The 21,225-nt window shown below is 52.2% G+C and carries 9 protein-coding genes and 1 pseudogene; 2 read left to right on the top strand and 8 right to left on the bottom strand.

Annotated elements, in window-relative coordinates; genetic code table 11:
- The first annotated feature begins 6 nt into the window (after positions 1-6).
- Positions 7-2,016, top strand: a complete 2,010-nt coding sequence (locus V8L73_RS08520; protein ID WP_347254630.1) for an FUSC family protein — start codon at positions 7-9, stop codon at positions 2,014-2,016.
- Between the two features lie 55 nt (positions 2,017-2,071).
- Here V8L73_RS08520 and V8L73_RS08515 read toward each other — a convergent pair whose 3' ends face one another.
- The 8 genes and pseudogenes from V8L73_RS08515 to V8L73_RS08480 all read right to left on the bottom strand — a co-directional run bounded on the left by V8L73_RS08515 (position 2,072) and on the right by V8L73_RS08480 (position 19,809).
- Positions 2,072-3,343, bottom strand: a complete 1,272-nt coding sequence (locus V8L73_RS08515) for an MFS transporter (RefSeq protein WP_261831074.1) — start codon at positions 3,341-3,343, stop codon at positions 2,072-2,074.
- Between the two features lie 79 nt (positions 3,344-3,422).
- Positions 3,423-4,628 (bottom strand): L-rhamnonate dehydratase, encoded by a 1,206-nt coding sequence (rhmD, locus tag V8L73_RS08510; RefSeq protein ID WP_347254629.1) that lies wholly within the window; start codon positions 4,626-4,628, stop codon positions 3,423-3,425.
- Between the two features lie 18 nt (positions 4,629-4,646).
- The gene (locus V8L73_RS08505; protein WP_347254628.1) at positions 4,647-5,549 is read right to left on the bottom strand and encodes a dihydrodipicolinate synthase family protein; all 903 of its coding nucleotides are present in this window, start codon (positions 5,547-5,549) and stop codon (positions 4,647-4,649) included.
- 27 nt (positions 5,550-5,576) lie between these two features.
- A complete protein-coding gene (locus V8L73_RS08500) occupies positions 5,577-6,362 on the bottom strand; it encodes an IclR family transcriptional regulator (RefSeq protein WP_347254627.1) in 786 nt (261 codons plus the stop codon).
- A gap of 290 nt (positions 6,363-6,652) precedes the next feature.
- Complete coding sequence (locus V8L73_RS08495; protein ID WP_347254626.1) at positions 6,653-9,436, bottom strand: autotransporter outer membrane beta-barrel domain-containing protein; 2,784 nt, start codon at positions 9,434-9,436, stop codon at positions 6,653-6,655.
- Between the two features lie 849 nt (positions 9,437-10,285).
- A pseudogene (locus tag V8L73_RS19850) lies at positions 10,286-11,989 on the bottom strand (autotransporter outer membrane beta-barrel domain-containing protein); the annotation flags it as partial.
- Between the two features lie 1,314 nt (positions 11,990-13,303).
- A complete protein-coding gene (locus V8L73_RS08485) occupies positions 13,304-16,093 on the bottom strand; it encodes an autotransporter outer membrane beta-barrel domain-containing protein (protein ID WP_347254624.1) in 2,790 nt (929 codons plus the stop codon).
- An 860-nt stretch (positions 16,094-16,953) separates the two neighbouring features.
- A complete protein-coding gene (locus V8L73_RS08480) occupies positions 16,954-19,809 on the bottom strand; it encodes an autotransporter outer membrane beta-barrel domain-containing protein (RefSeq protein ID WP_347254623.1) in 2,856 nt (951 codons plus the stop codon).
- Between the two features lie 835 nt (positions 19,810-20,644).
- Here V8L73_RS08480 and V8L73_RS08475 point away from each other — a divergent pair.
- Positions 20,645-21,112: a hypothetical protein gene (locus V8L73_RS08475; protein WP_347254622.1), complete on the top strand. Its 468-nt coding sequence runs from the start codon at positions 20,645-20,647 to the stop codon at positions 21,110-21,112.
- Positions 21,113-21,225 lie beyond the last annotated feature (113 nt).

The following is a 21,225-nucleotide window of genomic DNA, read 5'->3' as shown; positions in this document are numbered from 1 at the left end:
CCGCGCGTGAACATCCCCTGGTTGGAATGGAAAAGCACCCCGTGGGGCAAGGCGAGCGCCGGCCAGTGGCGATACGCCCTGCGCAACGCCATCGCTATGTGCCTGTCGCTGGGCATCGCGTTTTGGCTCGATCTTGACGATCCCTACTGGGCGATGACCTCCGCCGCCGTCGTCAGCTTTCCGACCATCGGCGGCGTTATCAGTAAAAGCATCGGACGAATTCTGGGCAGCCTTCTGGGCGCGCTGGCCTCAATGCTGATTGCCGGTGCCTGTCTGAACGACCCTTGGCTGTTTACCTTTTTCATTGCCGGATGGCTGGCTCTGTGCACCTATATTTCTAACCACTACCAGAACAACGTTGCCTACGCCTTCGCGCTGGCTGGTTACACGGCCGCAATTATCGCCTTTTCCCTAACCAACAGCACCGACTCGATGGACATTTTCAATATTGCCCAAGCGCGAGTCTGTGAGGTTGTTACCGGTCTTCTGTGCGGCGCTTTGATGATGATGATTCTGCCCAGCACGTCTGACGGAAGCGCCATGCTGGATGCGCTCAAGCGCATGCACGTCAAGCTGCTCGAGCACGCCCAGCTGATGTGGCAGGCGGGAACCTCGCCCCAAATGCGCACCGCGCACGAGGGCGTTATCAGCCAGATCCTTACCATGAACGTGCTTCGCATTCAGGCGGTATGGAGCCACTACCGCCTTCGCCGTCGCAAAAATATTCTGAATTTTATGCTCCACCAGCAGCTGCGCCTGACCAGCATTATCTCAGGCATTCGTCGCATGATGGTCAACTGGCCGGAGCGGCCAGAAACGCTTACCGACGGGCTGCAAAGATTACTGGACGAACTGCGCCAGCCGGATACCAACAAATACCGCCTGGCCAAGGTGCTTAAAGATCTCTACCCGACCGACCCCAACGACTTTCGACATCGCGCCTTCTGGTTCAGGCTGCGCCATTTTTGCTGGATCTACCTTCAGTCCAGCCGCTGGCTGCGCCAGTTGGACCACGCCGCGCCGGATACGGTTCTTCAGCCGCCCAAGGTCAACACGCTGGCTCAGCATACGGATACCGTCGAGGCGTTGTATAACGCGCTGCGCACGTTTTTATGCATCGTCATCGGCTGCGCCTTCTGGATTAACACCCAGTGGGACGCCGGCTCTGCGGGCCTGACGCTAACCGCCATCAGCTGCGTGCTCTACTCTTCTACCGCATCGCCCATAAACAGTGTCATGACGCTGATAAAGGCGGTCGTGCTGCTTTCCATCGCCTGCTTTGTCGTGAAGTTCGGCCTGATGATCCAGATTTCCGATCTTTGGGTCTTTTTTCTGTTCCTGTTTCCCGTTCTGCTCACCATGCAGATGATGAAGTTACAGCATCCTCGCTACGCCGCCCTCTGGGGGCAAATGCTCGCCTTTATGGGATCGTTTCTCGCCATCACCAATCCGCCGACCTACGATTTCGACATTTATATTAACGACAGCGTTGGCAAGCTGGCGGGCGTACTGCTGGCGGGCGTCGCGTTTCAAATTCTTCGCCCCAGTTCAGATAAGGTGAAAAGCCACCGGCTTATTCGCGCGCTGCGACGCGACTTTATGGACCAGCTCAGCGCCCATCCTCAGCAAAGTGAAAACCAGTTTGAGTCCGTGGTTTATCACCGAGTCAGCCAGCTCAGCCAAAGCAAAGACGAGCTTTCTCGCCTGTGGGTGCTGCGCTGGGGCGTCGTATTGCTCAACTGCAGCCACGTGGTTTGGCGGCTGCGCGACTGGCAGACGCGTTCCGATCCGCTGTCCGTTGTGCGGGAAGTCTGCATTCGCTGCCTGAAGGACATCATGTCGGAAAAAGGCATTCAGCACCGCACGCTGGAGGCCTCGCTAAACGAGCTGCTTCGCATCTGCAACGCGCTCTCGCACCATCACGACCCCGCGGCCAGAGAGCTCGCCGGGCTGGTTTGGCGCCTGCACTGTTCGCTGTCGCCGCTGCAGACTGCGGCGGTACCGCCCGCACAATAAAAACGGCCTCTTGCGTTCACTGCAAGAGGCCGGGTTCAATCGGAAACGATAGCGCTTATTTTTTCTCCGCTACCGCATCCTTCTTCAGCATCATAATAGCCAAGGCTCCAATGATGGTCAGCACCGCCAGCGTCAACAGCCCGGCAATGGAGTTATTCATCACGCTTTCCGCCTTAACGCGAATGAGCGGCGCCAGGAAGCCGCCGATGGCGCCGAACATGTTCACAAAACCAATCCCGGCCGCCAGCGCAACGCCGGACAGCACGCCGGTAGGGATCGTCCAGTAAACGGGCTGTACGGCAATAAAGCCCGCCGCGGCAAAGCAAAGCGCAATGATAGCGACCACCGGCGTAGCAAAGGCGGAAACGCCGATGCCGACGCCGGCGATGGCCAGCGTTATCGCCGCCAGGTTGCGACGGTTGCCCGTTTTGTCGGAATAGCGGGGGATGTAGTAAGTCCCGAACATCGCCGCAATCCACGGGATCGCCGCCACCAGTGACGCCTTAAAGCCCACGTTAGTGCCTATCAGCGCCGCTACCTGGGTCGGCAGGAAGAAAATGAGGCCGTATACGCTGATTTGAATCAGCATATAGATAACGGCCAGATGCCAGACCTGTACGTTGGTAATTGCGTCAAGCAGGCGCGACGTCTGCTTTTGCGACTCCTCGCTGGAAATCTGGTCGAGCAGCGCCCTGCGCTCTTCCGGCGTTAAGAAGCGCGCCTTTTCCAGATTGTCATCCAGATACATAAAGGTCCAAAATCCCGCCAATACCGCCAGCGCGCCTTCAATCATAAACATCCAGAACCAGCCAGGATGGCCGCCGAAACCGTGCATTTCCAGCAGCGCGCCCGACAGCGGCGAACCTAACGTCAAGGCCAGAGGCGCCCCCATATAGAACAGCCCCATAACGCTGCCGCGCGTACGCTGCGGGAACCACTGCGAGGTCAGGTAAATCATGCCGGGGAAGAAGCCCGCTTCGGCCGCGCCCAAGAGCGTGCGTACCGTCAGGAACTTCCACTCGGCGTCGCAAAACGCCATCGCGGAAGAGAGTACGCCCCAGCACAGAGTGGTTAGTCCAATCCACTTTCTGGCGCCGAACTTTTTCATCAGCAGGTTAGCCGGCGCCCCCAAACAGGCGTAGGCGACGAAAAAGATCCCTGCCCCCAGCGCATAGGCTTCATTACTAAGCCCGGTATCAATCTGATAAGACTCCTTGGCAAAGCCGATATTGGCGCGGTCAAGAAACGCCAGAATGTACAGCGTCAGCATAAACGGCACCAGCCGCCAGCGTGTTTTAGTTACAGCCGTATCGAGAACCGTAGTCATGACTAGATCCTTATAGTAATTATCGTTTTTATGGAGCCCGCGTCGGGCGGGCTCTCAATGATGAACTAACGGCGCGGCGTTAATGCGTATACGGACGCGTTAACTGGCATTGCGGATTCAGCTCCACGCCGAAGCCCGGCTTATCAAGCGCGGACTTATGCATACGTCCGTTAACCGGTACGGGTTCATCAAGCAGGATGGGATCAAACTGAGGACGCAGCGTCGAGCAGTCCGGGCTGGTCATCAGGAATTCGCTAAACGGCGTATTGGTAAAAGTGATCACCGCGTGGTGAGAGTAAACGGAAGAGCCGTGCGGAACCACCAGCTGGCCGCGCGACTTGGCGATAGCCGCAATCTCCAGCAGCGTCGTCAGACCGCCGCACCAGCCGACGTCCGGCTGCATGATGTCGATGCCGGTTTCAGACAGCGTTCGGAAAGACTGTACGGTACCGTGGTGTTCGCCGGAGGTGACCATCATTCCCGGCGGGGCGTTGTGCTTAAGCTCGGCGTAACCTTCGTACTGCTGAGGCGGCAAGCACTCTTCAATCCACTTCAGGTTATAAGGCGCGCAGGCGTGGGCCAGCTTGGTGGCGTAGTTAACGTCCTGGCTCATCCAGCAGTCGAGCATCAGCCAGAAGTCCGGGCCGCACTTCTCGCGCATGTCCGCCACCATAGCGGCATCTTTACGAATGCCGGCGTCGCCGTCGTGAGGCCCCCAGTGAGTCGGCATTTTCCCGCCGATGAAGCCCATTTTTTGCGCCAGATCCGGACGCGCGCCCGTTGCGTAAAACTGGATTTCATCGCGAACCGCGCCGCCGAGAAGCTTATAGACCGGCAGGTCGACCACTTTTCCAAACAGGTCCCATAGCGCTAAGTCAACGCAGGAGATGGTGTTCATCACCAAGCCGCCAGAACCGGAATAGTACATGGTGGCGTTCATCATCTGATCGTGAATGAGCTTGATGTCGGAGACGCACTTACCTTCAATAAAGCGGTTGAGGTGTTTTTCAACGATAAAACAGCCCATTTCGCCACCGGTGGAAACGGCAAACCCCTTCACGCCGTTATCGGCCTCAACTTCGACGATAAGCGTTCCCAGCACGTTAATCCCGAACGACTGACGGGATTGCTCATACTGCTTGTACTTGCTCATCGGCGTAGCGATGTGGTCGTCAATCCAGTGGCCGCCGCCCTGATCGTGATAGTCCGCACCGCCGGAACCCTTCTCGGCAGTAGCGCCGCCCATAAAATAAGCGCTGACCCGTTTGATTTTAGGTAATTTCATGGTTATCCTCTGTTTCGCTTAGTTGGCAATAGTTAGAAGTTGTTGCAAGGCTTTCTCTAGTTTGTTTTTTATGGAGTTAGCCTTCTCTTTCACTGCATCAATCTGTGGGAACGGTGATTCCCCCATCTTGAATCCTCTGATTTCCATTCCGAGCTTGTAACCCAGCGGGAAAGGAAGCGAAGACATCATCATCATGACCGGCAGCGCAGCCATTTGCAGCGCCAGCGCCTCTTCGTCGCGCCCCGCTTGCGTCAGGCGATAGATCTTGACCATCACTTCAGGCAGCACGCCTGACGTTGCCGTCATGCACCCTTTGCCGCCCGCCTTCAGCGAAGGGTAAAGAAACTCCTCTCTGCCGGTCAGTACGCAGAACTGCGGGTTCACCTCTTTGCACAGCGTGAGCATCTGCATAAAGTCAACCGCGTTGCCGCCGGAGTCTTTAATCCCGACCACGTTCGGCAGGCGAGCCAGTTCGGCGACCATCGACGGCGTAAGGGCATCGGCAAAAAACGGAATGTTGTAAAGGCACACCGGCAGCGTCGTGCTCTCGATAATGCTTTTCATCGTCGCGACGATAACGTCCGGCGCGTGGCGATAAAACGTCGGCGGCATCAGCACCAGCCCCGCGGCGCCCTTCTCCTTGGCAAACTGCCCCAGTGCAATGCTTTCCTGCGCGCAGCTGGAGGGAATGCCGCACCAAACCGGCGCGCGCCCGGCGGCCTGACTGATAACGGTTTCCATCAATGAGCACTTTTGTTCAAACGACATTAGGCCGGACTCGCCGACGGAGCTAACAGGGAACAGCCCGCTAAGCCCTGCGCCTATCTGAAAATCGACAATTTTTCTAAGCTCGTCCAAGTCGGGCTGCCCGTTCTTCCACGGCGTCAGCATCGCGCTGTAGATACCTGAAGGTCGAATCATGACGTGTTTTACTCCTTCTTTATTAATTTATAACGACACTCTGGGCTGCGTTTCGCACCCCATCTCTTTGGAAATCAGCGCGGCGGCATGCATTACCCTTTCCGCCAGCGCCTGCAGGTTGCTTTCGTTCACCTGCAGCGTGGTGCCAACCGCCGAAATGGCGGCGACCAGCCGATGTGAGGAGTCAAACACGGGTGCGGAAATGCACTGAATGTTTAACAGGTCTTCCTGATTGTCGAAGCTCCAGCCGCGCTGCCTAATCAAGGTCAGCTCGCGGACCAGCTCTTCTTCGCAGGAAAGGGTATAAGGCGTCATCACCTTAAAATCGATGGCCGACATCAGCTCCTTCTGGCGCTGCGGGCCTGCCCAGGCCAGCAGGCATTTCCCCAGCGCAGAGCTATAAAGAGAAACGCGCTTGCCCTCCCAGGAGCGCACCTGGATGGTGCTCTGTGAGTCTATTTTTAATAAATAGATAGGATCGTCGCCGTCGAGAATGCCCAGATGGCAGACCAGGCCGGTATCCAGCATCAGGCGAGTTAAGTGGTCTTTGGCAATTTTCCGCAGATCGAGCTGTTCTACCGACCGGCTTCCCAGCTCCATCAGCTTGAGCCCTAAACGGAGGCTTCCGTCATCGCTTTGCGCCAGCAGGCGAAGCCGCTTTAGCTCGTCAATCATCAGGTAAAGGGAGCTTTTGGGCAGCATCAGGCTGGTCGCCACGTCAGTGATAGTGCAATGGCCGTTTTCCGCTACAAAGTCAAGAATATCGATAGCTCTGGAGAGCGCAGGAACTTTCGATTTTTTGTTATTTTCCATTATATTGGAATCCGTTCTTTTATATTAGAAGCCATTTCTACCACTGACGAATGGGTGAAAAAAACACCGACGTGTCCAATCTGTGACCGCTCTCTCACAGCGACTGAGTAATAAATTCGGCTTTCCAACCGGATGGAAAAAAAGCTTAAAAAGCAGAGGGATCTCCTACTAAAAACACGCTTCAGAAACGGATAAAGCAGCGAGCTTCTCAGCGAGAATAAAGAGGCGTTGAATAAAAAAAGGACGATGAGTCAACATCGTCCTTTTTGCGGGTATTCATAAAGGAAGGATTAGAAGCTAAAGCGATAGCCACCGTTCACCTGCCGCTGGTCGAACGCATTTCCGCTGGTGTAATCAGCCTCCAGATACAGCGTATGCTGCTTATTAAGCTGCGCGCTAACGCCCAGGCCGTTGTTCCAGCCGTTGCCCTTGAAGCTGTGCTTCTCTTTGGAACCGTTCAGACGATAGTCGGTATCGCCGGAAAACTCCCGCAGCGCGCCGGTCTTCAGATAAACGTTCAGCTTGCTGTTGCCCGTTATGGTTTCATAACCCAGCAGCACGCTGGCGCGGCCCAACATCGACTCATAGCTGCTCAGATCGATGTTCAGGCCATTGCTGGCCCTCATACCCATGGCGTCCTGATGGCTATAGGTAAACTGCGCCTGCGGCTCAACGTAGAAGCCATTACCCGTCTGGTTCAGGCTAAACTTCTGCCCAGCTTCCAGCGAGGCGCTAAAACCGCTGGCGCTGCCGTCGGCGTTGACGCCGTTGTTCTGGCTGTCCAACACGCTGAAGCCGTTCTTTTGGCGAGATGCTTTCAACACCAGATCGCTGTAGAAACCGCCCTGCGCCATGTAGCTGGCGTACATGCCCATATAGTCCGAACTGGCCGTGCCGTCGCCGCCGCGATAGTCCGGCGAGGCGTGGGTAGAACCGATAAACAGGCCGATAAACAGCGGGGTTTCAACGGAAATACGTTTGTCCGCGCCGAACTGCACGCCGCTGTAGCCCATGTCAAAACCGCTCAACTTGCCGCTGGCAAACGCGCCAAACTTGCCGCCGTAGCCGCGGATCCAAACGTTGCCGCGCTCGCCGCTCTGGCGCAGGTCGCCCATGCGCTGCATCAGCGTCTGGTTTTCGGCGTAGTTCATCAGGTAGCTGACGTTAAGGTAGTTGCCGCCGGCATCGGCTGCGGTGGTCGGGGTTGGTGATGGAGTGGGATTCGGCTCTGGCGTTGGCTGCGGCGCAAGCCCTGAAGCGTAAAGCTCCCAGTTGTTGCCGTTTTTACGCACGTCGTACAGATAGCCGCCCAGCTCAACCTGTGACGTCGCCGCAAACGTCGCTGCCCCGTCGGCGGTTTCCACCACCGTCAGCACCTCATTACCGGTGGTTGCCATGCTGCCCTGATTGTTAATCGTCAACAGATGGTTGCCCGCGCTGGTTCCGGTGACTTTCAGCAAATCGCCTGAGTTATTCACGCCGTCGCCGTCGCCCACAATATCAGCGCGCATAATAAACGTACCGTTTCCGCTTAGGTTGGCAACCTGTAGTATGGAATAGTCGCTACTTGACTGCGCGCGGCTGGCAAAATCAATAGTTGAATTCGCCAGAGCCAGCTTATCTACTTTGGAGCTGTCGGAAACATTCCACAGGCTGTCCTGCATGGTAACGTTTAAGTAGCCATCATTGGCATTGTCGCTATAACCCTGGCCGCTCCACACAGAGCCGGTACGCATGTTTAAGTCAACAAGCCCGCCTCTGGAAATAACCCCGCCGGTAATCGTCAACTTACCGTTGGCATCCACGGTGCTTGGGGCATAACCACACTCACAGTCGTCCTGAGTGACAATAGCCCAGTCGGTAACGTATTCCATATTAATTGCCACATCACCGCTTAAATTAATGTGGCTGCTGCCATCCAAATAGATACCCGTCGATCCGGTTTTACTGTTAATGGTAACGTTTTCCGCTGAGATCGTTGCGCCACGTTGAGAATAAAGGCCAGTCCAACCGCTATTAACGTTAATATCGGTATAGGCCAAATTCAGTGACGCATTGCCATATGCTGTGGCAACGGCGAAATTGTCAGAAGACAGTATGTTGCGATTATCGGCAGTACCCAAGTAGTTCAAGACGCTCAGACTCTGGTCGTCGCCACCTACGGATATCGCATACCCTCTGTCAGAAGATACATGGCTACCGGCGCCGATGTTCATTGTCCCGCCAACCTCGTTGCCAGATACGTGAATATCCAGGCCCGAGCTATAAACGCCTGAAACATGAACCATCAGCGCATCAGCCGTCAGAGTGCCACCGCCAACGCTGGAAATACCGTTAGCACGGTCTCCAGAGGTCGTGATTGAGGAACCGCAGCCTAAATCAACGACAGCATTCCGGCTCAGCACAATGCCATCGCTCTCTTCTCCTTGGGTCTTGATAGTCAAACCGTTTGCAGTAACGCGCGATAAATATTCGCTGTCATTAAATATTATGCCTGCGCTTCTGTACCCTGAGGTGCTAATCAAACTCCCGTCGCCAAGATCAACCGAAGCCCCGCCCCGTTGAAAATAAATACCGTACCTATACGCTCCTGATGCTTCAATCGTTAATCCGTCGGCCTTTAACGATGCGGTTTGGCTAAGTAAACGGATCCCAATACCGTCTGTAGCGAGAATTGTGCTCCCTTGACCCAGATCGAAATCCAGCGAACCACCGTCAATAGAAATGCCCATACCGAGACCGCCCATGCCGTCTACGTTAATCGTCAGCGCATTTGCGGTAAACGTACTGTCATTGTTGGCGCCGCCAGTACGTATACCAACGCCGCCGTTGCCCGTCATATTGATAGTCACCCCGTTGGCTAAATCAACGTGGCCGGTCGTTGTGCTGTTAATCGCGCTGTAGCTTGAACCTGTAGCGACAATAACGTCATTGTCTTGAAGGGTAATGTCGCCGCCTGACTGTGGCCCCAGCTCAGCCGCGCTGACCTGACAAACGCAGGCGCTCAGGCTGACGAAACCCAATATAGCTAGCTGGCGATAAAAAGAGCTTTGAGAGAAATGCTTTATCCGCATAATTGAAAATTCCCTTTTCACTTTTAACTAATTTATGTCCATAGCCCCGCAATCTAACGAGGGAAAAACATTCAAAAAAACAAATCATCCAACGTTCAACAGATTAATCGCTGAGAAAAGAGGATTAAACAACGAATTAAAAACCCTTTTGGCATCAACAAATAAATATAAAACAAGACATTGTTCATGACGACTATTCTTATATTAATAACATCTTACGATCTAATAAAAGGGATAGTCAATAGCTATTGATCGATCTAAACCGATCGAAGATATCAATATTATAAAAATGTAAATTTATTTTAACTCACTGTTTTAAATAAAAATAAAATCCCACAGCATGTACATAACTCATTGTTTTAATTTTTATTTTAAAAAATAAAAATCTCCCCCCCAAGAGATAGTAAACATCTTGACATTATTTTTTAAAAATAAAATATGTTTCATTTTCAACTCTATTGACTAGCAATAGAGATTAAAAAACCAGTATGTAGATTGATAAAGCACGAAAAGTAAAACGCTCAATGAAAGGTAAGATTGAACATATAAATTAATTGAAAATAACACACAGAAACAGATATACATTGGTATTTATATTTTTCACGTCATGAATTTTTAGCAATGCCGATAACATGATTCAAAAAGGAATAAACGTAATGCCGAGAACGGCGCTTTTGGTCATTTTGTTTCAAAAATAGAACGTTAACCTAAACCCTGCGTCCCCGTGAGTTCCCTAGCTCAGGGCAAACGAACAGCAAATTTTGCGAAACGCCATTTTCCGTCGTCCATAAAAAAGCGGACGATAATCGCTCACCGCCCGCTTTACTATAATTAACGATAGCCTATAGCTTAAAAGCTAAAGCGATAGCCACCGTTCACCTGCCGCTGGTCGAACGCATTTCCGCTGGTGTAATCAGCCTCCAGATACAGCGTATGCTGCTTATTAAGCTGCGCGCTAATACCCAGGCCGTTGTTCCAGCCGTTGCCCTTGAAGCTGTGCTTCTCTTTGGAACCGTTCAGACGATAGTCGGTATCGCCGGAAAACTCCCGCAGCGCGCCGGTCTTCAGATAAACGTTCAGCTTGCTGTTGCCCGTTATGGTTTCATAACCCAGCAGCACGCTGGCGCGGCCCAGCATCGACTCATAGCTGCTCAGATCGATGTTCAGGCCGTTGCTGGCCTTCATGCCCATGGCGTTCTGATGGCTATAGGTAAACTGCGCCTGCGGCTCAACGTAGAAGCCATTACCCGTCTGGTTCAGGCTGAACTTCTGCCCAGCTTCCAGCGAGGCGCTAAAACCGCTGGCGCTGCCGTCGGCGTTGACGCCGTTGTTCTGGCTGTCCAACACGCTGAAGCTGTTCTTTTGGCGAGATGCTTTCAACACCAGATCGCTGTAGAAACCGCCCTGCGCCATGTAGCTGGCGTACATGCCCATATAGTCCGAACTGGCCGTGCCGTCGCCGCCGCGATAGTCCGGCGAGGCGTGGGTCGAGCCGATAAACAGGCCGATAAACAGCGGGGTTTCAGCGGAAATGCGTTTGTCCGCGCCGAACTGTATGCCGCTGTACCCCATATCAAAGCCGCTCAGCTTGCCGCTGGCGAAGGCGTCAAACTTGCCGCCGTAACCGCGGATCCAAACGTTGCCGCGCTCGCCGCTTTGGCGCAGGTCGCCCATGCGCTGCATCAGCGTCTGGTTTTCCGCGTAGTTCAACAGGTAGCCGACGTTCAGATAGTTGCCGCCGGCATCTGCTGCCGTCGTGGGTACCGGAGACGGCGAAGGCTTTGGATCCGGAGTAGGATCGGGTGTTGGCGTAGGATCCGGCGTAGGGGTTGGGTCCGGGCTTGGAGTAGGATCTGGCGTTGGGGTGGGTTCCGGCTCGGTGCCTGAAGAATAAAGTTCCCAGTTAGTCCCGTTCTTACGTACGTCGTACAGATAGCCGCCCAGCTCAACCTTTGACGTCGCTGCAAAGGTCGCCGCACCGTCGGCGGTTTCCACTACCGTCAGCACTTCATTGCCGGTGGTCGCTAAGCTGCCCTGGTTTTTGATCGTCAACAGGTGGCTACCGGCGCTGGTTCCGGTGACTTTCAGCAGGTCGCCGGCGTTATTAACGCCGTCACCGTCCCCGACGATGTCAGTGCGCATAACAAACGTGCCTCTGCCGCTCAAAGAGTCCATCGTGAGCGTAGTAAAGGCGCCGGTCGGCGCTACGTCGCTGGAGAAGTCAACGGTAGAGTTGCTCATCGTCAACGCATCCAGATAGGAGTTTCCTGCAACGTTCCAAAGGCTGCCCGCCATCGCAACGTTTAGCGTTCCCACATTTGCGGCGCTGCTATAGCTATAGTTATCAGCGACCCCGTTCCAGACGGAGCCTGACTGCATATCTAATGAAACCTGCCCGCTCCGGCCAGCCATTACGCGTCCGTTAATGGTTAATTTTCCGCTTGCGCTGACCAGCGTATCCGCGCCGTCCGTCGATTCTATTGCGTTATGGCTTAGACGGGCCATATTCAAAACCGTATCGCCGGAAAGTTCGACCCGGCCGCCGTAGGATGCAGCGGCTCCCGTGGAGGATGCGCTACTGTCTGCGCCGTTAATCGTGAGAGAGTCCCCTTTAATAACGCCGCCGCTGCTCGCAGAAAGGCCGGTAGAGCTAACGCCAGCCAGGGTATTTGTAAGATTAACATCGGTATAGGCCAGATTGATTTGCGCATTGTCGCTAAACGCCTGGGCGGCAAAAGAGCCGTTTGCAGAGACAACGTTGCGATTATTGGCCGTCCCTTTAAAGTTAAGCACCGTCGCTTCGCTGCCGCCGTCAGAGGAAAGCCCATAGGCTCCATCGCCTGGCGTAATGGTACTCCCCGCGCCAACGTTGACCGTTCCGCCATTTCTAACCCTTATCCCCTCGCCATAGCTTGACGCCGAATTATCAATGGTCAATTTGTCAGCTTCGAACTCACCACCGTCAACGAAAACACCGACAGTACGAGAGCCCGAGCCTTGAATCGTCGAGTTAGAACCCAGATTCACATAGGCATTTTCTTTTACCGTTACGCCATTGGCGCCAATGCGCGTGGAGTCATCCCCCTGCGTATTAATGAACAGATTGGTCGCGGTAAACGTTGCTCTATCACCGGTTCCACTGCCATCAATGTAAACGCCGCTGGCCGCTATGCCGGTTGTCGTTATGCGGCTTCCGCTGCCAAGATTAACCGACGCACCGGCCCGCTGATCGATATGGACGCCGTGCTTAGATTCTCCCTGCGTGTAGATATCGATCCCTTCCGCCGAGATTGACGACGCTCCGTTCATATAAATACCGACACCGTCCTCTACCCGGATCGAACTTGCCGTTCCCAGATCGATGTTAGCCGCAGCGCCCGTAACGTTAATCCCCGCCGTATTGCCGCTGCCTTTAACAACAACGCTAAGTCCATTGGCCGTTAACGTGCTGCCGTTGGCCTGCATTTGAATACCTTTCGCAACGGTAACGCCGTTGGCCGCAGCGTCAACCACAATGCTCACGCCCTGCGCTAAGTTCACCGTTCCGGTTGCATCGTTCAAGACGCCGTAAGCAAAACCGTCCGTACTATCGGCAACAATGCTGTCGTTATTTTGCAGCGTAATGTCTGCCCCTGACTGGCTTCCCAACTCGGCGGCCTTTGCCTGCTGTGAACAGGCGTATGACCCGAACCCAATAACGCCGAGTAACGCCAACTGATGATAAAATGCGCGTTGAGACTTTTTCTTTATTTTCATCCCTGTCATTCCTTTCTGCCGCAGATCCCGTTTAGCACCATGCCCAATGTAAAACGCGGCTTCTAACTTAAAAAGGCGGCAAAAGCCGCCTATAACTTAAAGATCAATTTATTAAAAACTAAAGCGATAGCCGCCGTTGACCTGTTGCTGATCGAACGCGTTGCCGCTGGTGTAGTCCGCTTCCAGATACAGCGTATGCTGCTTGCTAATCTGTGCGCTGACTCCCAGACCGTTGTTCCAGCCGTTGCCCTTGAAGCTGTGCTTCTCTTTGGAACCGTTCAGACGATAGTCGGTATCGCCGGAGAACTCCCGCAGCGCGCCGGTCTTCAGATAAACGTTTACCAGGCTGTTGCCCGCCGTTGTTTCATAGCCCAACAGCACGCTGGCGCGGCCCAGCATTGACTCATAGCTGCTCAGATCGATGTTCAGGCCGTTGCTGGCCCTCATGCCCATGGCGTCCTGATGGCTATAGGTAAACTGCGCCTGCGGTTCAACGTAAAAACCGTTGCCCGTCTGGTTCAGGCTGAACTTCTGCCCGGCTTCCAAAGAGGCGCTGAAGCCGCTGGCGCTGCCGTCGGCGTTGACGCTGTTACTTTGGCTATCCAACACGTCGAAGCTGTTTTTCTGACGAGACGCCTTTAACACCAGATCGCTGTAAAAGCCACCCTGCGCCATATAGCTGGCGTACATCCCCATATAGTCCGAGCTGGCAGTGCCATCGCCGCCGCGATAGTCCGGCGAGGCGTGGGTCGAGCCGATAAACAGGCCGATAAACAGCGGGGTTTCAGCGGAAACGCGTTTGTCCGCGCCGAACTGCACGCCGCTGTAGCCCATGTCAAAGCCGCTCAGCTTGCCGCTGGCGAAGGCGTCAAACTTACCGCCGTAGCCGCGGATCCAGACGTTGCCATGCTCGCCGCTTTGGCGCAGGTCGCCCATGCGCTGCATCAGCGTCTGGTTTTCGGCGTAGTTCATCAGATAGCCGACGTTCAGATAGTTACCGCCCGCATCAGCGGTTGAGGAAGGCGTGGGCGATGGTGTTGGTGACGGAGTTGGATCCGGATCGGGCGTCGGTTCAGGGGTGGAACCAGACGCGTAAAGCTCCCAGTTGTTGCCGTTTTTGCGCAGATCATACAGATAGCCGCCCAGCTCCACCTTTGAGGTTGCCGCAAACGTCGCTACGCCGTCAGGAGTTTCTACCATCGTCAACACTTCATTGCCGGTGGTCGCCAGGCTGCCCTGGTTTTTTATCGTCAGCAAATGGTTTCCGGCACTGGCCCCGGTCACTTTCAGCAAGTCACCCGCGTTATTAACGCCGTTACCGTCCCCAACGATGTCAGCACGCATAATAAACGTGCCGCTGCCGCCGAAATTATCGACGGACAGGGTCGTATAGCCGCTGCTTGAGGCCGCATGGCTGGCAAAATCGACGGTTGAGTTTGTCAACGACAGCTTATCTAATTCGGAGCTGGTGGGAACATTCCACCGGCTGTCCTGCATGTAGACGTTCAGCATGCCGCCGTTGACGTTGTCGGTATAAGCCTCACCGGTCCAAACGGAGCCGGAGCGCATGTTCATATTAATAACGCCGCCTTTGGAAACTACGGCGCCGTTTAGCATCATCTTTCCGTCAGCGTTTACCCTACTGGCCGCATAACCGTCGCTGCTGTCATCGCGGGTACCGATAGCCCACTTGCTGGCATCCCCCATATCGATAACGATATCGCCGCTTAAATCAACCTGACTGTCGCGAAGCAAATAGATACCGACTGACGCTCCGTCGCTGCCGTCAATGGTTACATTTTCACCAACGATGGATCCATAGGTTTGTGCATAGAGGCCGAACCAGCCGTTTTTAGCATAAACGTCGGTATAGGCTAAATTCAGTGAGGCATTGACCATCGCCGTTGCAACGGCATAATCACTAGCGGTAAGCATATTACGGTTGTCGGTAGTTCCTTTAAAGTTGGCAACGGAACCGCTGCCGGCGGCCGCGATCGCATAATAGGTATTGCTCGTAATGGCGCTGCCCGCACCGATATTAACGCTGCCGCCCTGGCCGCCGGAAGAGCGATCCAACAGAATACCGGCGCTGTTGTTTCCAGAAACCTCAATCTTTAACGCATTCGCTTCCAAAGTCCCGCCGTCGAAAAGGCTGAGGCCGTGCGCATAGCTACCAAGCGTAGTGATAGAGGATCCGCTGCCTAAATTAACAACGGCGCCCTTCCTGATATCCATACCATATGCGGAATCGCCTTTGGTATTGATAGATAAATTATCGGCGACAAAGGTTGTATCTGGCCCGCCCGACGACGATCCGATTCTAACGCCTGAATAGCCTGAATTAATTACGCTTCCGCTGCCCAAATCGACAGAGGAGCCAGGCATTTGAAAATGGATCCCGTGCCCTTGCTCTGCGTTAATCGTCAACTTATCGGCTCGCAGCGTCGCGCCTGCGTTAAAAAAGTTAATACCGGTGCCCTGCTTGACGTTGATAACGCTATCGGTACCTAAATCAACGCTTGCGTTAGCGCCGTCATGGATATTGATCCCATAACTACCAGTACTGAGAACGTTAATCGTAAGCCGGTCTGCGGTTACGGCCACGCTGCCGCTGCCATCAGTCCAAATACCTATACCGTCACCGAATGTTCCACCTGCATTGACGGTAATTGTCACATCCTTGGCCAAGTCAACGATGCCAGGGGCATTAACCTGAATAGCCGAATCGCCGCTTATAGGCGTATAGACAACGGTATCATTATCCTGCAGGGTAATATTGCCGCCCGTTTGTTGCCCCAGCTCAGCTGCGCTTACCTGGCAAACGCAGGCGCTCAGGCTGGCAAAACCTAAAATGGCTAACTGACGATAAAAGGAGCGTTGGGAGAAATGCTTAGTCTGCATAGTTGAAAATTCCTTTTCATTTCCAGGTAGTTAATATCCGTCTCACCCATAACTTTGTGAGCAAAATGATTTTCAAAACAATTTTTTAATGTAAAAGAGAAGGTAAAAAAACAACACTCTTACGCAAAAAACAAGGAATTTGAAAACCATTTTTAGATACAACTAAATACATAATAAAGTAATGCTTATGATTAATATCATTACTACTTATAAATATTACATTTCAACTCAAAAAATAGTCAATAACTATTACAAATCGCTTAATTGATCGAGAGAATCGATCCAAACGTAAAGCACTCACCCTCAAAAAATAATGTAATAATTTGATTTTATTAAAAAATTTAAAAATAAATTATTTTATTTATAAATAAAAAAATAAATGAATAAAATATATACAAATAATAGACCCCAACCAAATAAAATGCGTTGCAATTTATTTAAAATAAAAATAAATATGTATTACAAATCTAAAAATAAATATTAAAACCACTTTTATGAAACAATTAAAAAATGAATGTAAATATAAAAACACCCATATTGAAATAGGGAAAACTATCTAAACTATATTTACATATTTTTATTAGAAGATACGTATCCATTCTTATCTCATACGGAAATATACATTTTTGCTATTCAGAAAAAACGCTAAAAATGAGGAAACGTTTGCATACCCGCTATGACGGCATTTAAGGGAACTTTACGCCGTTAATACAGCGTATCCTCTTTGCTCAGAACAGGGTCATAAATGGATATAGTTTGAAGAGAACGAAGCAGATGAGATGGGCGCCCTTTTGTTACCATAAAAAACGGACGATAACCTCTTATCGTCCGTTTTATTATCGACCTCTACTGTCTATAGATTAAAAGCTGAATCGATATCCGCCGTTAACCTGACGCTGATCGAACCTGTTGCCCGTTGCACTATCAACTTCAACATAAAGCGTGTGATTTCCATTGATATTGGCACTAACACCCAGACCGTTGCTCCACCAGTTGCCCTTGAAGCTGTGCGCCTCTCGAGAGCCGTTCAACTTATAGTCGGTATCGCCGTCAAATTCCCTGACAAATCCGGTCTTTAGGTATACGTTAACCTTGCTGTTACCCGCCGTCGTTTCATAGCCAAACAGCGCGCTGGTGCGTCCAATTATGGACTCATAGCTGCCAAGATCGATCTTCAGGCCGTTGCTGGCGTTAACGCTCGCTGCGTCCTGATGGCTATAGGTGAACTGCGCCTGAGGCTCTATATAAAAGCCCTCGCCCGGCTGGTTCAGGCTGAACTTCTGCCCTACTTCCAGCGAGGCGCTGACGCCCGTTGAGCTGCCGTTGCCGCTGACGCCGTTATTCTGGCTATCCAGTACGCTGAACTTGTTTTTAAGGCGAGAAAGCTTGGCGATACTGTCAACGTAGAAACCGCTGTCTGCCATATAGGTCGCATAAAGCCCCATGTGGTGTGACTGTACGGTGCCGTCTCCGCTGCGATAGTCCGGAGAACCACGCGTTAAGCCCATAAACGTACCGATATACAGCGGCGTTTCCGGGGAAATGCGTTTATCAAATCCCAACTGGGTTCCGCTATAGCTCATGTCGAATCCGCTCATCTTGCCGCTGGCAAAAGAGTCGAACTTGCCGCCGAACCCTCTCATCCATGCGTTGCCCTGCTCGCCGCTTTGGCGCAGGTCGCCCATGCGCTGCATCAGCGTCTGGGTTTCTGCATAGTTGATCAGGTAGCCGACGTTGAGGAAATTACCGCCGGCGTCTGCCGTGGTCGTAATCGGCGGTTTTGGTTTCTCTTCTGGATCCGGGTCCGGGGTCGGATCGGGATCTGTCGGAGGAACATAAATGCCAGAGGAGTACAGCTCCCAGTTATTGCCGTTCTTACGTACGTCATACAGGTAGCCGCCTAGCTCAACCTGAGACGTAGAGGTAAAGTTTGCCGCGCCGTCCGCCGTTTCGACTACCGTCAATACTTCATTACCGGTGGTCGCCAGGCTGCCGCGGTTCATTACGGTCAATGAATGATCGCCAGAACTGGTTCCCGTCACGACCAGCTTATCGCCCGCGTTGTTGACGCCGTCTCCGTCGCCCACGATGTCGGTGCGTAAAACGAACGCGCCGTTTCCGCTAAGGTTAGCCACGCTCAGCGTCGAATAGTCGGCGGCCGTCAGCGCGTGTGATAAATCGACCGTCGTATTGTTCAGCGTCAGGTTATCCAGATTGGAATTTCCCGCTACGTTCCAGCGGCTGTCGTTCATGGTGATATTCAGCAAGCCGCCGTTGACGTTGTCGCTATAGGCGTTCCCCGTCCATGTCGAGCCGGACGCCATGTTCACGTTGACCAATCCGCCTCTTGACTGAATGCTGCCGTTAATCGACATTTTTCCCGTCGCGTTAATCCGGCTGGCCGCATACCCGTCGTTATGTTGAGTATCTATCGCCATTTGATCGGCGCTGGCCATATTTACCGTCAGGTCGCCGGTCAGATCGATCTGGCTGTTGGTCATGGCGTATATGCCGCGGGTTCCCGCGGCGCCGGTCACGGTAAGATTCTCACCGGTAATTACGCCGCCGCCGAGCGCCCACAGCCCCAGAGCCAAACCTCCGTTGCGGTCGACCGTGACGTCGGTATTCTTCAGGTCGATTTTAGCGCCGGAAAACTGGGCTGAAGCACCATAGGAACCGCCTGAAAAGATGGTATTGCGATTATCCGCCGTGCCGATAAAGTTGATGGTGGTATTGGTACCGTTAGTCACCAGGCCACCGCCCAATTCGGAAGAAACGTGGCTGCCCGCACCGATATTAGCCGTACCGCCGCGTACTTCAAGGCCGTTAGAGTTATTGCCCTTGGCGTCAATCGTCAGCGCATCCGCTTTGATTTCACCAAAGCTCCAGATGCCGTGCGCATCGCTACCGTTGGTCATAATCTTGCTGCCGGCGCCCAGATCGACAATAGAGTTTCTCTGAACGTTCATACCGTACGCGCTGGAGCCCTGCGCATCGATAGTCAAACCGGTCGCGGTAAATTTCGCCGGGCCGTTTGCCGCTGTGCCGTTCAGGCCACCAACATAAACGCCGTAGCTGCCGCGCCCGTTGGTTTTAATTGAGCTGCCGCTCCCCAAATCAGCAGTGCTACCGTAGTCGTCAACGCTTAAACCAAGGCCGTTGTCGCCCTTGGTTTCAATGGAAAGACGGTTAGCCACCAGCGTAGACGAATGACCTACGACAACGCCGCTGGCCATCGCATTCGTCTCACCCGTAACCTTAATACTGCTGCCCGTGCCAAGATCGGCATTTACTTTAGTTCCGGCTAAATCAAGGCCTACCGCGCTTCTGCCAACGACGTCAACGGACAGGCCGTTAGCCGTCAAAACGCTGTTATTTCCCTGAATAAGAATACCTTTGGCGTAATGGGTCGGATCCGTCACGCTGATGGTAACGTTATTACCAAGGTTGATGGTTCCCGTATTGTTATAGGGGTTCATTACGCCATAGAGGTTTCCTGATGAATCCCCCACGTTGGCAGTAATCTTGTCGCCGTCATTAACCGTGATGTTTGTGCCGCTTTGGCTGCCTATATCGGCAGCCTGTACCGGCTGTAGGAAAATGACCGAGCTCAGGCTAAGAAGGCCTGCGGCCGCCAAACGGCGCTGAAGTGAGCGTTTTGTGAATTTAGAGAGACGAGTTCCCTGAAATTCCCTATCGTGCAGATTAATGTCCATAACATTCCTTTCAACTACACACTAAAAAACAATTCCTTTTTGGGTTTGCCTGAATACGTTAATTTTTAACAAAAACAGTCAGGCTAAAGAGCACCCTAATATTGGGCCCTTGGCATAAAGCGAATAAAAAAACGGTTGTTATAATATCTACGAATGAGTTGGATTTTATATGAACAGTTTGGAACCACAAATTGTTCTTACCTAATAAAACACACGTATTGATAGGTTTTACAAATTAAATGATAGATTTCGATCGGAGTTAACGATCTAAATGGTAATTAAATGTGTCACATCAATACGCTACACTTTGGAAAAATAAAATTAATACACTGATATAAAAGATATTTAATTAACAAAATGAACCTTTACTCATTAATATTTTGTTATTCAATAAATGCGATAATTCTGGTTTCTCCCCCTGTTTCTGATGGCCAATAAAGTCAGTAAAAAGTATAAAAAAGCAGCAAAAAACCATCCTAATGATTAGTGCGCTAATTAAGTCGCCGTCATTAAGTCAAAAGATATAAAGTCTATAGATGGACTTTATATAAAAGAGTTTCCAATTTAATAATCACGGAGGAAATATAAATTAAAGCGTTTTCACCCCCTTAATAGCTTCCTCTATCGCCTCTTTTTTCAGACCTATGCCCCACTTCCGTTCACTTGGCCACGCAAAGTAAGGCATCGCTTCTACCGACGCCCAAAATCTGCATATCGATTGCTGCCGATCAAAGAATTTGTGATAACTACCGCTGAATTTATTCATTTTATGAGAAGAGGAGTGGTTTCTTATCTTATACTTAGAGCTCGCCCCTACAGATACAGCATAAAGATAATGAAAGAGATGATTACGGCAGTGGTGATGGCATTTACTCTGTTTGCCCAGCCGGCCGCTTACGCCGAAAGCGTCGTCGCGGTTGACGCCGACGTATACCGGTTTGATAAACACGATGACTTCAATGTTTTTTGGAGTGACCTACAGCTTGCCATTCAACATAACGACAAACGAGCCGTTGCCAAGATGATGCTTTTTCCCTTTAGCGACTATGAGCATTCGCCGGTTATTTTTCAAAGTGAAGACGAGTTTATCGCCCACTATGACGAGCTTTTTGACCGGGAGATGGTAGAACTTATTAAAAACAATCGATACCGCCCTGGCGATCCCGATCAAAGCGAGGTGCTTGATGCAGCCTCCCCAGAGGGCTTCGTTATTGAACACGAAAACAGCGATCTCGGCTACAACCTGGTGATAGAGAAAGTGGACGGCGTTTACAAAATCGTTCGCGTCGCGTTTTATTCCTAGTTCTCTCTCGGCGGTCATAGCTATCCTCACGCTGCCACCTCTAACGTTGACCTTATTGCGCGATCGTTCATGTCGCCTTGAATCGTTTCATCTCATGATTTAAATCAACATTC

This window comes from Leminorella grimontii, assembly GCF_039789245.1.
GTDB classification, from domain to species: Bacteria; Pseudomonadota; Gammaproteobacteria; order Enterobacterales; family Enterobacteriaceae; genus Leminorella; species Leminorella grimontii.
Note: the sequence above shows the minus strand (reverse complement) of the source record. Positions and strands in the feature narration are given on the sequence as shown.